The 14,525-nt window shown below is 69.3% G+C and carries 13 protein-coding genes and 1 tRNA gene; 5 read left to right on the top strand and 9 right to left on the bottom strand.

The window, feature by feature from the left end:
• Window positions 1-62 precede the first annotated feature (62 nt).
• The 9 genes from A5681_RS27855 to A5681_RS20620 form a co-directional block, all read right to left on the bottom strand.
• Window positions 63-374 (bottom strand): hypothetical protein, encoded by a 312-nt coding sequence (locus A5681_RS27855; RefSeq protein WP_082968462.1) that lies wholly within the window; start codon window positions 372-374, stop codon window positions 63-65.
• A 365-nt stretch (window positions 375-739) separates the two neighbouring features.
• A complete protein-coding gene (locus A5681_RS20655; RefSeq protein WP_067279504.1) occupies window positions 740-1,684 on the bottom strand; it encodes a Ppx/GppA phosphatase family protein in 945 nt (314 codons plus the stop codon).
• Window positions 1,678-2,166, bottom strand: coding sequence for a DUF501 domain-containing protein (locus A5681_RS20650; protein WP_067279501.1), 489 nt, complete (start codon window positions 2,164-2,166; stop codon window positions 1,678-1,680). The genes A5681_RS20655 and A5681_RS20650 overlap by 7 nt, the downstream gene beginning before the upstream one ends.
• A complete protein-coding gene (locus tag A5681_RS20645; protein WP_067279498.1) occupies window positions 2,159-2,824 on the bottom strand; it encodes an FtsB family cell division protein in 666 nt (221 codons plus the stop codon). Before A5681_RS20645 ends, A5681_RS20650 begins: the two co-directional genes overlap by 8 nt.
• Before the next feature lies 1 nt (window position 2,825).
• The gene (gene eno, locus A5681_RS20640; protein ID WP_067279494.1) at window positions 2,826-4,115 is read right to left on the bottom strand and encodes a phosphopyruvate hydratase; all 1,290 of its coding nucleotides are present in this window, start codon (window positions 4,113-4,115) and stop codon (window positions 2,826-2,828) included.
• Window positions 4,116-4,184: 69 nt separating this feature from the next.
• On the bottom strand, window positions 4,185-4,913 hold the full coding sequence (locus A5681_RS20635; RefSeq protein WP_156670230.1) for a lytic transglycosylase domain-containing protein: 729 nt from the start codon (window positions 4,911-4,913) through the stop codon (window positions 4,185-4,187).
• Window positions 4,914-5,055: 142 nt separating this feature from the next.
• Complete coding sequence (locus tag A5681_RS20630; RefSeq protein WP_067279488.1) at window positions 5,056-6,048, bottom strand: nucleoside triphosphate pyrophosphohydrolase; 993 nt, start codon at window positions 6,046-6,048, stop codon at window positions 5,056-5,058.
• On the bottom strand, window positions 6,045-9,704 hold the full coding sequence (gene mfd, locus A5681_RS20625; protein ID WP_067279486.1) for a transcription-repair coupling factor: 3,660 nt from the start codon (window positions 9,702-9,704) through the stop codon (window positions 6,045-6,047). The genes A5681_RS20630 and mfd overlap by 4 nt, the downstream gene beginning before the upstream one ends.
• Before the next feature lie 174 nt (window positions 9,705-9,878).
• On the bottom strand, window positions 9,879-10,472 hold the full coding sequence (locus A5681_RS20620; RefSeq protein ID WP_156670229.1) for a TetR/AcrR family transcriptional regulator: 594 nt from the start codon (window positions 10,470-10,472) through the stop codon (window positions 9,879-9,881).
• Window positions 10,473-10,640: 168 nt separating this feature from the next.
• On the opposite strand from A5681_RS20620, the gene A5681_RS20615 reads away from it, so the two are divergent.
• The 5 genes from A5681_RS20615 to A5681_RS20595 all read left to right on the top strand — a co-directional run bounded on the left by A5681_RS20615 (window position 10,641) and on the right by A5681_RS20595 (window position 14,426).
• Window positions 10,641-10,712, top strand: a tRNA-Gln gene (locus tag A5681_RS20615).
• 177 nt (window positions 10,713-10,889) lie between these two features.
• A complete protein-coding gene (glmU, locus tag A5681_RS20610; RefSeq protein WP_067279476.1) occupies window positions 10,890-12,356 on the top strand; it encodes a bifunctional UDP-N-acetylglucosamine diphosphorylase/glucosamine-1-phosphate N-acetyltransferase GlmU in 1,467 nt (488 codons plus the stop codon).
• 100 nt (window positions 12,357-12,456) lie between these two features.
• A complete protein-coding gene (locus A5681_RS20605; protein ID WP_067279458.1) occupies window positions 12,457-13,437 on the top strand; it encodes a ribose-phosphate diphosphokinase in 981 nt (326 codons plus the stop codon).
• Window positions 13,438-13,782: an arsenate reductase (glutaredoxin) gene (arsC, locus tag A5681_RS20600; protein WP_067279455.1), complete on the top strand. Its 345-nt coding sequence runs from the start codon at window positions 13,438-13,440 to the stop codon at window positions 13,780-13,782.
• On the top strand, window positions 13,779-14,426 hold the full coding sequence (locus tag A5681_RS20595; RefSeq protein ID WP_067279450.1) for an LpqN/LpqT family lipoprotein: 648 nt from the start codon (window positions 13,779-13,781) through the stop codon (window positions 14,424-14,426). The genes arsC and A5681_RS20595 overlap by 4 nt, the downstream gene beginning before the upstream one ends.
• Window positions 14,427-14,525 lie beyond the last annotated feature (99 nt).

The following is a 14,525-nucleotide window of genomic DNA, read 5'->3' as shown; positions in this document are numbered from 1 at the left end:
TGAGGTTTCGTCCCATCCGTCACTTGCGCCTCGGCGCCGGAAGAATCGACCAACTGCCCGCCTCATAGCGACAACGGGCTGGCTCGCGCAGAGCCGGCTCGTGCCGCCTCTCGCAGGCTCAGTACGCGCTGATGGATCCGGTGCTCGGTGGATCGCGGGATGGACCGCGGCGCGTACCGGCCGCGGCCCACGCGCCTTACCCTTTCTCGGGCCATTTCCCATCGCAAGGCGTCCGAAATCACCTTCGACGCCCTACCGCTTACGCAAAAGCCCTGGGCGGTGAGGGCCTCGATCATTTCGCTGAGAGTCGCCGGTCCATTGTGTGCGAGGTGCATCGTCAGCACGTAACGCAGTTCGATTCCCTGAAGGTTCATCGTCGCACGATCGCATGCCGGTATGACATTCCGCCGTTGTCGCTAGGAGGCGGGCAGATCGGCGCTTCCTCCGGGACGAAGACGCCTGTGGCCCCTGTGACGTACCACGCGCAGGCCTGCTCCGTTGTCGCTAGGAGGCGGGCAGATCGGCGCTTCCTCCGGAACGGAGACGCCTGTGGCCCCTGTGACGTACCACGCGCAGGCCTGCTCCGTTGTCGCTATGAGGTGGGCAGATCGGCGCTTCCTCCGGAACGGAGACGCCTGTGGCCCCTGTGACGTACCACGCGCAGGCCCGCTCCGTTGTCGCTATGAGGCGGGCAGATCGGCGCTTCCTCCGGAACGGAGACGCCTGTGGCCCCTGTGACTCACCCGGCGATCGACAGCACGATGCCGTCCAGGATGTCGTGCTCGCTGACCGTCAGTTCGTCGATGCCGGCGCGGGCGCGCAGCTCGCGCGCCAACTCCTCGACTACGATCGCGCCGCCGCCGATCACGTCGGCGCGCCCCTCGTGCATCGGCCCCAAAGCAGCGCGCTCGGAGCGCGGCATGGCGATCAGTCGCTCGCACACCGCCAGCAGGTCTCGGCCCGAAACGCGCGAAAGATGAATGGCCGCAGAATCATACGTCGTCATGTTCTGGGCCAGCGCGGACAGCGTCGTCATCGTCCCGGCCAGCCCTACCCAGGTTCGCGCCCTCTCGACGGGCACCACGCCCAGCGCGACGTCGAGCCGCTCGCGCACCACCGCACGGGCCGCCGCCACCTCGTCGGGTGTCGGTGGATCCGAGTGCAGGCAGCGTTCGGTCAGCCGGACGCAGCCGATGTCGGCCGAGTAGCTCGCCGCCACGGTGTCCGCGCCGAGCACGATCTCGGTGGAGCCGCCGCCCAGATCGACAACGACGAAAGGACCTGAGGCAGGGTCCAATTCGCCGACGGCCCCGCGGAATGAAAGCGCGGCCTCCTCGGCGCCTGTGATCACCTCGGCGACCGCGCCCGGCACCACGGCGCCCAGCACGTCGGCCGTCATCGCGAAGAAGACGTCCCGATTGGCGACGTCGCGGGCCGCCGACGTCGCCACCATCCGCACCCGCTCGACACCGTGCCGCTGCAGCAGCGCGGCGTAATCGGCGAGCGCAGCGCGCGTCCGGGCAATCGCCTCCGGCGCGAACTCCCCCGTCGCGTCGACCCCCTGACCCAGCCGCACGATCCGCGTCTCGCGGTGCACGTCGCGCAGTCGGCCGTCGCGCACATCGGCGATCAGCAACCGGATCGAGTTTGTCCCGCAGTCGATTCCGCCGAGCCTGCTCACCACAGATCCGCCACCAGGATGCCGGCCATGGCGGGCTCGGGGGCCAGGATCGCGAGCGCCTCGTCACCGAGCGGGTTGCAGCCCGGCCCCTTGGCCAGCGAGTGCGCGATCAGCACGTGCAGGCACTTGACCCGGTCCGGCATCCCGCCACCGGAAAACGTCGTCCCCAATGGCTCGATCGCATCCCGTTCGGCCAAGTACGATTCGTGCGCCCGCCGATACGCGGCCGCCAATTCCGGGTCACTTCGCAGCCGCTCGGACATCTCGCGCATCAACCCGGTCGTCTCCAGCCTGCTCGCGGCCGCGGTGAGCACCGGATGCGTCAGGTAGTACAACGTCGGAAACGGTGTGCCGTCAGGAAGTTTGGGTGCGGTCTTCACGACACCGGGCTCGCCGTTGGGGCAGCGATACGCGATCTCGAGCACGCCTCTTGGCTCACGCCCGAGCTGACGCGCCACGGCCTCCAGGTCGGCACGATCAACCACCGGGCGCCGTAGGGCTCGGCGGCGGAACAGCGCCGGCGGGGCCCGGTTCGGGCGGCGGCACGTTGGCCGGCGGCAGGTGCGGCGCGTCGGCGATGGTGTGCCACAGCGACGTGTACCAGGGATCGGTGCTGGCGGGTTTCGCCCCCTGCCCCCCCGGCTCGGTGGGGGTCGCCGCCGTCGGCGGAAGCTGCACCTGGAACGGGATGTCGCCCGGCTTCACGAAGCCGAGCCGCTCGCGGGCCTGCGCCGCGATGTAGGCCGGGTCACCGAGTTTGGCCTTCCTCTGCTCGAGGTCGGCGATCTGGCGGCGCAGCGCGGCTTCGCTTGCGGTCAACTGATTCATCTCGGTGCGCTGGGCGAAATAGGTGCGTACCGGGCCGGCGATGGTCAGTGTCAACACGCAGACGACCGCCGCCAGCACCGCCGCCCGCCGAGCGGTGAAACCGAGCCGTTGCTCGGACCGCTGTTCGACCGACTCCGCGGCCTGGCGCTTGATGGGCTCGACGACATGCTCGAAAACCGTCCGGGGGCTGGCCTGCTTCGCGGTGACGGACGGCTTGGAAGACGGCTTGGCCGTGCGGCGGCGCCGAACCGGATCACCGGCCTTCCCCGGACGCGATGCCGGGGAGCGCCGTTTCGGATCCGGCTTGGCGGGCAAGCTATTTGGCCTCCGGCGCGTAGCGCGGGAAGGCCAGATCGCCGGCGTACCGGGCGGCGTCCCCCAACGCCTCCTCGATCCGCAGCAGCTGGTTGTACTTGGCGACGCGCTCGCTGCGGGCCGGGGCGCCGGTCTTGATCTGCCCGCTGCCGACGGCCACCGCGAGGTCGGCGATCGTGGTGTCCTCCGTCTCGCCGCTGCGGTGGCTCATCATCGTGCGGTACCCGCTGTGGTGGGCGAGCGCGACGGCGTCGAGCGTCTCGGTCAGCGTGCCGATCTGATTCACCTTGACCAGCAACGCGTTTGCGACGCCCTTCTCGATGCCCTCCTCGAGGCGTTCGGGATTGGTGACGAAGATGTCGTCGCCGACGATCTGCACCCGGTCACCGATCGACGTGGTCAGGGCCGCCCAGCCCTCCCAGTCGTCTTCGGAGAGCGGGTCTTCGATGGACACCAGCGGGTACGAACCGAGCAGCCCGGCGTAGAACTCCGCCATCTGCTCGGCGGTGCGGGTGCTGCCCTCGAAGGCGTATCCGGTGCCGTCGGTATAGAACTCGGTGGCCGCCGCGTCCAGGGCCAGCGCCACGTCGACGCCGAGCTTGAACCCGGCCGACTCGATGGCGCTGCCGATCAGGTCCAGCGCCGCGGTGGTGCCGGCCACGTCGGGCGCGAAACCGCCCTCGTCGCCCAGGCCGGTGCTCAGGCCCTGCTTCTTCAGCACCGACTTGAGCGAGTGGTACACCTCGGCGCCCCAGCGCAGCGCATCGCTGAAGCTCGGGGCGCCGATCGGGGCCACCATGAATTCCTGGATGTCGACCGCGGTGTCGGCGTGCGCGCCGCCGTTGAGGATGTTCATCATCGGCACCGGGAGGATGTGCGCGTTCGGCCCCCCGATGTAGCGGAACAGCGGGAGCTCGGCGGAATCGGCGGCGGCCTTGGCGACCGCCAGCGACACACCGAGGATCGCGTTGCCGCCCAGCCGGGACTTGTCGGGGGTGCCGTCGAGGTCGACCAGCGCCTGGTCCACCAACCGCTGATCGTCGGCGTTGAGCCCGATCACCGCCGGGCCGATCTCGTCCAGGACGGCCTGCACGGCCTTGTGCACGCCCTTGCCGCCGTACCGCTCACCGCCGTCGCGCAACTCGACGGCCTCGTGCTCGCCGGTCGACGCCCCGGACGGCACCGCCGCGCGGGCAAACGTCCCATCGATCAGGGCGATCTCGACCTCGACCGTCGGGTTGCCGCGGGAATCGAGGATCTCGCGGGCCCCGACCTGCTCGATAATCGGCACTGAGTTTCTCCTTGTGTTCCTAGCTGGTGCCGGCCTCGGGCCGCCGTTAGTAAAGCCTGCTACATCCTGCTACAGCGGGTGACCCGCCGCATAAGCGGTCGCCCAGTCGCGCACCGCACGCGCGTAGACGCCCGAATTGTTGTAGGCCCGCAGCGCGGTGATCCAGCCGCGCGGAGTCCCCAGATCCTTTCCCCGCCAGCACAGATAGCCCGCCGCCGCGAGCGCCGCGTCGTCGATGTTGTCCGGGCTGACGCGGCCGTCGTTGTGGGCGTCGACACCGTACAACCGCCAGGTCTCGGGGATGAACTGCATCGGCCCCATGGCCCGCACCACGCCGTCGTCGTCGGTCACCTGTTCCTCGCTGTCGACGATGCGCAGGGTGCCGCCGCTGCCGTCCAGCCGGACACCGCGGATCGGCGGGCTCACATCCCCGTTGGGCGCCAGCCGGGCGCCGCGGTAGGTGCCGTGATGGCTCTCGACCTGCCCGATGCCCGCCAGGGTGGTCCACGCGATATGGCACTTGGGGTTTTCGACCTCGGCGACCCGCGCCGCGTACGCGTACGCCTCCAGCGCGATCACGGGAATCTCGAGCGTCGCCGACCGCTGTTCGGCCCAGGCCCGCAGCTGGTCCGCGGGGCGGCCGCTGGCATGGGTGTCCACCGGCGGCACCGGAGCGCCCGCGGGCGGCGGCACGCCCTCCGGGATGAAGAGGCTGAGCTGCCACGTGCAGCTGGAGGCCATCAGCATCGCGGTCGCGCCGATCACGGCAGCCGCGCGCAACCAACGCCTCGGCGACACCATGCTGGTTAAAGCTCCCTCAACTCCCCTGCACCAACTTCGCACAACCATCGTCCCATGTGTTCCGGAGTTGCCCGGTCGCGTCGGGGCTCCCGGCGCAGGATTTCGGTTAATTATCGGTTAGCTGAAGCAGCTTTCGCGGTCAGACGCCCTCGGCCGCGTCGTCCGCCGCGGCAACACCGCGCGGCGCGTCCGATGGCCAGTGCTCCCGCCACTCCTCTTCGGTGACCTCCCCGAGGGGCGCCACGTCGAACTCCTCCGGGACGCCGCCGCCGCGGCGCGCCGCGGCGATGGCCCGTTCGACCACCCGGACCGTGTCGACGAACTCCAGAACCGCCGAGCGCAGCGCACCTTCCGCGTCACCGTCGGCCGACACCGAGATGGAGGTGATGTCGGCGGGTACGAGGTCGGCGGGCAGGCCGGCCTTCTCGGCACGCTGAATCACCTTCTGCGCCAGCGCCAATGCCGGCTGCCCGGTATGCACGTCGTCCATCACCGATTTCCGGGGCTTTTCGGCGGCCTTGCGCTCCTCCCACTGGGCCAACTGCTCTTCAAGTGAAATGGTTTGGCCCGCAAGCACACCCGGCACCCGATTGCCCAGCTTCCGCATCAGCGTGGCCGCGACGTCGTCGATGGTGAAGGGAAGCTGCGGCGCGTCCTCGGCGATGCGCGCATGAAAGAGCACCTGCAGCAACACGTCACCGAGTTCTTCGCGCAGCGCCTCCGCGCTGCCACTGCGAACCGCGTCCAACAGTTCGTAGGTCTCCTCGAGCAGGAATCGGCGCAACGAGTCGTGGGTTTGCTCGCTCTCCCAGGGTCCGGCGGTGCGCAGTTTGTCCATCATCGCCACGGCGTCGACCAGTCGTTCGCCGCGCGGGGTGTCCGGCGCCGAGATCAGCCGGGCCCCCGCCGCCAACCGGGCCGTGACGGCGGGATGGTCGGGGTCGGAGGACAGCAGGACCGGTGCCGGATCGTCGGGGTCCCCGGCATGCACCGGACGCGCCGCCGGCAGCGACCACGGCACCGCGACGGGCATCTCCTCGGTGTACTGCACCTCGCCGCTGAGATGCTCGATCGCTTCCACGGGGACCAGCGAGGGGCGGCGGGGGTCGAACAAGACGACGATGGAAGTCATCGCGCTCGTCGCTCCTCACTTCTCGCGGGCTCTGAGCTCGTTATATCAATGTCCGTCTGGGGCTTACCTTGCAGCGCCGTCACCAGGTTGGCCACCATCTGCACCAGCTCGACGTCACGGATGCGGGCCGCCCCGACGCCGCCGTCCCGCGGGATGGGAACCTGCACGGTCGAGGTCGTGGCGCGGTAGCTGGCCGCCGGATACATCCGCTTGAGCCGCACCTGGGCCGAATCGGGCAGCGTCATCGGCGACAGCCGTACGGTCGCCGCCGACGGGGCGGACACCTCGGTGATGCCGGCGGCGCGGCACAGCAGCCGCAATCGCGCGACCGCCACCAGGCGCAGGGCCGGTTCGGGCAGCGCGCCGTAGCGGTCGACGAGCTCGTCGATGACGGCGTCGACGGCCGCGTCGTCAGCGGCGGCCGCCAGCCGGCGGTAGGCCTCCAGCCGCAGCCGGTCGCTGGCGATGTAGTCCGGCGGCAGGTGCGCGTCCACCGGGAGGTCGATCCGCACGTCCTTGGGCTCCTCGGCGGTCGTGACGGTCTGGCCGTCGGCGGCCGCGCGGTAGGCCTCGACGGCCTCGCCCACCAGCCGCACGTACAGGTCGAATCCGACCCCGGCGACGTGTCCGGACTGCTCGACGCCCAGCACGTTGCCGGCGCCGCGGATCTCGAGATCCTTGAGCGCGACCGCCATGCCCGCGCCCAGCTCGTTGTTCTGCGCGATGGTCGCCAACCGGTCGTAGGCCGTCTCGGTCAGCGGCGCGTGCTGCGGATACAGGAAGTAGGCGTAGCCGCGCTCGCGGCTGCGGCCCACCCGGCCGCGCAGCTGGTGCAGCTGCGAGAGCCCGAAGGTGTCGGCGCGCTCGACGATCAGCGTGTTGGCGTTGGAGATGTCCAGCCCGGTTTCCACGATCGTCGTGCACACCAGGATGTCGTACTCGCGGTTCCAGAACCCCTGGACGGTGCGTTCCAGCCGGTCCTCGGGCATCTGGCCGTGCGCGACGACGACCCGCGCCTCGGGCACCAGCTCGCGAACGTGCGCGGCGGCACGGTCGATCGAGCTGACCCGGTTGTGCACGTAGAACGCCTGCCCGTCACGCAGCAGCTCACGGCGCAGGGCGGCCGCGACCTGCTTGTCGTCGTGCGGGCCGACATAGGTCAGCACGGGGTAACGCTCTTCGGGCGGGGTCAGGATGGTCGACATCTCGCGGATCCCGGCCAGGCTCATCTCCAGCGTCCGCGGGATGGGGGTGGCGCTCATGGTCAGCACGTCGACGTGGGTGCGCAGGCTCTTGATGTGCTCCTTGTGCTCGACGCCGAACCGCTGCTCCTCGTCGACCACCACCAGGCCCAGGTCCTTCCAGCGCACCCCGGTCTGCAGCAGCCGGTGCGTGCCGATCACGACGTCCACCGAGCCGTCGGCCAGACCCTCGATCACGGCGCGGGATTCGGTGTTGTCGGTGAACCGCGAGAGCCCCTTGACGGTCACCGGGAACCCGGCCATCCGGTCGGTGAACGTCTGCAGGTGCTGGTCGGCGAGCAGCGTGGTGGGCACCAGCACCGCGACCTGCTTGCCGTCCTGGACCGCCTTGAACGCTGCGCGCACCGCGATCTCGGTCTTGCCGTAGCCGACGTCGCCGCAGATCACGCGGTCCATCGGGATCGGCTTTTCCATGTCCGCCTTCACCTCGGTGATGGCGGTCAGCTGGTCGACGGTCTCGGTGAAGCCGAACGCATCCTCCATCTCGGCCTGCCACGGGGTGTCGGGGGAAAACGCGTGGCCGGGGCTGGCCTGCCGCTTCGCGTAGAGCGCGACAAGCTCGCCGGCGATCTCGCGCACCGCGCGGCGCGCCTTGGTCTTGGTGTTGGCCCAGTCGCTGCCGCCCAGCTTGGAAAGCGCGGGCGCCTGCCCGCCGACGTACCGGGACAGCTGGTCCAGGGAGTCCATCGGGACGTACAGCTTGTCCGAACCCCCGCCCCGCTTGCTGGAGGCGTACTCGAGGACCAGGTACTCGCGGCGGGCGCCGCCGACCGTGCGTTCGGTCATCTCGACGAACCGCCCGATCCCGTGCTGGTCGTGCACCACCAGGTCGCCGGCCGTCAGCGCCAGCGGGTCGACGGTGTTGCGGCGCTTGGCCGCCAGCCGCTTGCCCTCGACCGCGGTGGCCCGGCTGCCGGTCAGGTCGGTCTCGGTGATGACGACGAGGTTGGCGCCGGGGATGACGACCCCGTCGTGCAGCGGACCCTTGAGCACGCTGACGATTCCCGGTTTGAGCGTGGTGTCCGCCGCGTCCGGTTCCAGCATGGCGGCGGGCGTGTCGGAGTCGGCGAGCCGTTCGACGACCCGGTGGGCGGTCCCGGCGCCCGGGGCGACGACGGCGGCGTAGCCACCGGTCGAGACGTGCGCGCGCAGCATCGCGAAGATGCCGTCGATGTCCTGCTGGTGCCCGCGGGCCGACGGCGACGGCCGCACGTCCAGCTCCACCGCGGACTCGTCGGACAACTGGCTCAGCGTCCACCACGGGTGACCGGACTTCGCCGCCGCGGCGCGCACCTCGTCCAGCTCGGCGAACCCCGATCCCCCGAATTGCGCCACGTCGACGGGCGCATCGGTGCCCAGCGCCGCGACCGACCACGACGCCTCGAGGAATTCGCTGCCCGTCTTGATCAGGTCGGCGGCCCGGGTGCGCACCTTCTCGGGGTCGCACAGCAGCACCGGCGTGCCGGCGGCCAGTTGGTCGGTCAGCAGCACGTGTTCGCCGGGCCGCAGCACCGGCAGCAGCGCCTCCATGCCGTCGACCGCGATGCCCTCGCCCAGTTTGGCCAGCATGTCGGTGACGCTGCCGGTGATGGCGGGCTCCGTCCCGGAGTGCCGGGCGGCGAGCGCGGCGGCCCGTTCCCGCACCTCGTCGGTCAGCAGCAGCTCACGACAGGCCACCGCGATCACCGTGTCGACCTCGATCTCGGGTATCGAGCGCTGGTCGGCGACGGCGAACATCCGCATCTCGCTGACCTCGTCACCCCAGAATTCGATGCGCACCGGGTGTTCGGCGGTCGGCGGGAAGACGTCGAGGATCCCGCCGCGCACCGCGAACTCGCCGCGCCGGCCGACCATGTCGACCCGGGTGTAGGCCAGCTCCACCAGCCGGGCGACCACTTCCTCGAAGGCGATCTCCTCGCCGACGCGGAACGTGACCGGCTCGACCAGGCCCAGCTCCGGCGTCATCGGTTGCATCAGAGAGCGCACCGCGGTCACCACGACTCGCAGCGGCGGGCCCAACCGCGCGTCGTCGGGATGCGCCAGCCTGCGCAGCACCGTCAACCGGGCGCCGACGGTGTCGACGCCCGGCGACAGTCGCTCGTGCGGCAAGGTCTCCCAGGACGGAAAAGCCGCCACGGCATCGCCGAAGACCCCGCGCAATTCGGCGGTCAGGTCGTCGGCTTCGCGCCCCGTCGCGGTGACCACGAGCAAAGGCCCCAACCGCGCCAGCGCGCTGGCCACGAATAGCCGTGCGCTGGCTGGACCCACCAGGCGAAGCTCGGCCGGTCGCTCGGCCGCGCTTTCGATCAATTGCTGGAAGGTCGGCGCGGTGAGCGCCAATTCAACGAGCCCCGCGATCGGGGGTTCTGGGCGAGCAGGCCCCGGTGCGGTCATGATGAATCCATTCTAGGGGCGCCAAGATTCGTCAATATTGAGCCCGGTGCCGTCAAGGGTTCGTAAGGAAGACGCACCCCACGGCAAGTCGCCGAGCGTAACCACGCTGCGAAAAATCCAGCCAGATCTCGCAGTGGGCTTACGCTCGCGCAAGCGGCCGGTGCACCATCGGCATCAGCTGTCTTGCAGCCGGGGATCGGCCTCCAGATGGGTCAGCCCGTTCCACATCAGGTTGACCAGGTGCGCGGCGACCACTTCCTTCTTGGGCTCCCGGGTGTCCAGCCACCACTGCGCCGTCATCGACACCGAGCCCACCAGCGCCTGCGCGTAGAGCGGCGCCAGCTCCGGATCCAGGCCGCGGCGGGCGAAGTCGCCGGCCAGGATCGAGCTGACCTGGTTGACGGCGTCGTTGAGCAGGCTGGAGTAGGTGCCCGAGCTGATCGCGGCCGGTGAGTCGCGGATCATGATGCGGAAGCCGTCGGTGCGCTCCTCGACGTACGTCAGCAACGCCAGGGCGACGCGCTCGACCCGGACCCGGGACCGGTTGTTGGTCAGCGACGAGGTGATGCCGTCCAGCAGCGCCGACATCTCACGGTCGACGACGACGGCATACAGCCCTTCCTTGCCGCCGAAGTGTTCGTAGACGACCGGCTTGGACACGTTGGCGCGCAACGCGATCTCTTCGATCGAGGTCCCCTCGTAGCCGCGCTCGGCGAACAGCGAGCGCGCGATGCCGATGAGTTGTTGTCGGCGCTCGGTACCGGTCATCCGGGCGCGCGGCGCGCGGGCCTCCTTGTCCGGCTCCTTGTCGAGAACAGCCACGTCAATCAGCGTATAGCTTCGCCAGGGCCAAACCGGCCGTCTTTCCCTCGGCGCCGCGATCGGCCCGCGAACCGTCTAAAGTCTCTTGGTGGCGCGGGCCGATTGGCTTTGCGATCCGTCGTGGTGTAATCGGCAGCACCTCTGATTTTGGTTCAGATAGTTCAGGTTCGAGTCCTGGCGACGGAGCTCTGCTCCCTGAGGCGAGCGCGGGGCCTCCGCACGAATTCGGCGCGGTTGCAGTCCGCGGGCGCCCCGGTCGGCGAGTCGGATCGAAGTGGTCTTTGCGTCGACCTCAGGTGTGGTGCCACGCTTGACGGCGTGTCGTCGCAAGGAGACGACGGTCAAGCCGGGTGAGGAGAGTTGATGGCGTCTCGTGGTGATACCGCGGTCGTGGTGCTCGCGGCCGGGCCCGGCACCCGGATGCGGTCGGACACCCCCAAGGTGCTGCACACGATCGCCGGGCGCAGCATGCTGTCCCACCTGCTGCACGCGATCACCAAGGTCGCCCCGCAGCACCTGGTCGTCGTCCTCGGTCACGACCATCAGCGCATCGCGCCGCTGGTCGCCGAGTCCGCCGACGGCCTGGGGCGCGCCATCGAGGTCGCCCTGCAGGACCGGCCTCTCGGCACCGGCCACGCCGTCGGATGCGGCCTGTCCGCGCTGCCCGAGGACTACGCCGGCGTGGTCGTCGTCACCTCCGGGGACACGCCGCTGCTGGACTCCGACACGCTGGCCGACCTGATCGCGACGCACAACGCCGGATCGGCCGCCGCGACGGTGCTCACCACGACGCTCGACGACCCCACCGGCTACGGCCGCATCCTGCGCAACCAGGACAACGAGGTCACCGCGATCGTGGAACACGCCGACGCGACGCCGTCCCAGCGGGAGATCCGCGAGGTCAACGCCGGCGTCTACGCCTTCGACGTCGCGGCGTTGCGTTCCGCGCTGAGCCGGCTGAGCTCGAACAACGCTCAGCAGGAGCTGTACCTCACCGACGTCATCTCCATCCTGCGCGGCGACGGGCGGGCCATCCACGCCCAGCACGTCGACGACAGCGCGCTGGTGGCCGGGGTGAACAACCGGGTGCAGCTGGCCCAATTGGGCGCCGAACTCAACCGCCGGATCGTCGCCGCCCACCAAATGGCCGGCGTGACGGTGGTCGACCCGGCGACCACCTGGATCGACGTCGACGTCACGATCGGTCGGGACACCGTCGTCCACCCCGGCACCCAGCTGCTGGGCCGCACGCGACTGGGCGCCCACTGCGTCGTCGGCCCCGACACCACGCTCACCGACGTCACCGTCGGTGACGGCGCGTCGGTGGTGCGGACCCACGGCACGTCGTCGTCCATCGGTGCCGGCGCCACGGTCGGGCCCTTCACCTACCTGCGGCCCGGCACGGTGCTCGGCGACGACGGCAAGCTCGGCGCGTTCGTCGAGACCAAGAACTCCACGATCGGCACCGGCACCAAGGTTCCGCACCTGACCTACGTCGGCGATGCCGACATCGGCGAACACAGCAACATCGGAGCGTCCAGCGTCTTCGTCAACTACGACGGCACATCCAAGGCCCGCACCACCATCGGCTCGCACGTGCGCACCGGGTCGGACACCATGTTCGTCGCCCCGGTGACGGTCGGCGACGGGGCGTACACCGGAGCGGGAACCGTGGTGCGCGACGACATCCCGCCGGGCGCGCTGGCGGTGTCCGCCGGCCCGCAACGCAACATCGAGGGCTGGGTGCAGCGCAAACGGCCGGGCAGCGCCGCGGCCGAAGCGGCCGAAAAGGCGGCGAAGACCGACCAGGACACATCCGGGCCCGAATAGACATTGTGATTTTGCTATCTGGTAACCCGGCCGCATTTCCGTACCATTCGCTACGTACGATTGGCCATCCAATTTCGATCCGAACGGCGAGGGCAGTGCGTTGAGCCACGACTGGACCGACAACCGCAAAAACCTGATGCTCTTCTCCGGCCGCGCGCACCCGGAGTTGGCCGAGCAGGTCGCAAAGGAGCTCGACGTCCACGTCACCGCTCAGACGGCGCGGGAATTCGCCAACGGCGAGATTTTCGTCCGGTTCAACGAGTCGGTCCGCGGGTGCGACGCCTTCGTCCTGCAGTCGGCCCCAGCGCCGGTGAACGACTGGCTGATGGAACAGCTGATCATGATCGACGCCCTCAAGCGGGGCAGCGCCAAGCGGATCACCGCCGTCATGCCGTTCTACCCGTACGCCCGGCAGGACAAGAAGCATCGCGGCCGCGAACCGATCTCGGCGCGGCTGGTCGCCGACCTGCTCAAGACCGCGGGCGCGGACCGGATCGTGACCGTAGACCTGCACACCGACCAGATCCAGGGATTCTTCGACGGGCCGGTCGACCACATGCGCGGGCAGAACCTGCTGACCGGGTACATCCGGGACAACTACCCGGACGGAAACATGGTGGTCGTCTCCCCCGATTCGGGCCGGGTGCGCATCGCCGAGAAGTGGGCCGACGCGCTGGGCGGCGTCCCGCTGGCCTTCATCCACAAGACCCGCGACCCGCGGGTGCCCAACCAGGTGGTGTCCAACCGCGTCGTCGGCGAGGTGCAGGGCAGGACCTGCGTGCTGATCGACGACATGATCGACACCGGCGGCACCATCGCCGGGGCGGTCAAGCTGCTGCGCGACGAGGGCGCCGGTGACGTGATCATCGCGGCCACCCACGGCGTGCTGTCCGACCCAGCCGCGGAGCGGCTGGCGGCCTCGGGCGCACGCGAGGTGATCGTCACCAACACCCTGCCGATCGGCGAAGAGAAGCGTTTCCCCCAGCTCACGGTCTTGTCCATCGCGCCGCTATTGGCCAGCACCATTCGCGCCGTCTTCGAAAACGGCTCCGTCACGGGGCTGTTCGACGGAGACGCCTAGATGGCCCATACCGTCATCTACCACAACCCCAGGTGCAGCACGTCGCGCAAGACGCTGGACTTGTTGCGCGACAACGGCGTTGAGCCGACGATTGTCGAATACCTGAAGAACCCGCCCTCGCGTGCGGAACTGGTGAAGATGATCGACGACGCCGGGATCGACGTGCGGACCGCGGTGCGCAAGCGTGAATCGCTCTATGCCGAACTGGGCCTGGCCGACGCCACCGACGACCAGCTGCTGGACGCCATGGCCGAACACCCGATCCTGATCGAGCGGCCGTTCGTCGTCACACCGAAGGGCACCCGGCTGGCCCGGCCGGTCGACGCGGTCCGCGAGATTCTGTGAGACGTGGGTACGCGGCCGCGGCCATTGCGCTGACGCTGTCCGCGGTGGCGTGCGGCCCGAAAACACCCGATTATCAATCGATCTGGTCGACGACTCCGACGACGACCACCACCACGACGCGGGTCGAAAAGCCGGTGCCCCTGTCGCAATATCTGCAGAACATCGGCGTCACCGGGCAGCAAGTGGCGCCAGGCAACCTGCCCGACCTGACGGTGTCGATCCCCACGCCCCCGGGCTGGTCGGCGGCGAGCAATCCGCACATCGCGCCGGAGACGCTGATGATCTCCAAGGGCAACAAGTATCCGACCGCCCGGCTCGTGGTGTTCAAGCTGAACGGCGATTTCGATCCCGCGCAGGTGATCCAGCACGGCAACGACGACGCCCAGCTGTTCGAGAACTTCAAGCAGCTCGACGCCTCGACGACGCCCTACAACGGCTTTCCGTCGTCGATGATCCAGGGCAGCTACGACTTGGATGGCACACGGCTGCACAGCTTCAACCGGATCGTCATCGCCACCGGGTCGCCGCCCGCCAAGCAGCGATACCTGGTCCAGCTCACCATCACCGGCCTGGCCAACGAGGCCGTCGCGCAGTCCACCGACATCGAGGCGATCATGCGAGGGTTTGTCGTCGCGGCGAAGTGATTTCAGGCTATGGTCGGCGAGATTGCCCCCATGGTCGTGATCACGGCCCGAACCACAGCCCTGACGGCAATCTCGGCGCCATCAGGTGCAGTGCTGGTC

Source organism: Mycobacterium scrofulaceum, from assembly GCF_001667885.1.
Taxonomy (GTDB): domain Bacteria; phylum Actinomycetota; class Actinomycetes; order Mycobacteriales; family Mycobacteriaceae; genus Mycobacterium; species Mycobacterium scrofulaceum_C.
Note: the sequence above shows the minus strand (reverse complement) of the source record. Positions and strands in the feature narration are given on the sequence as shown.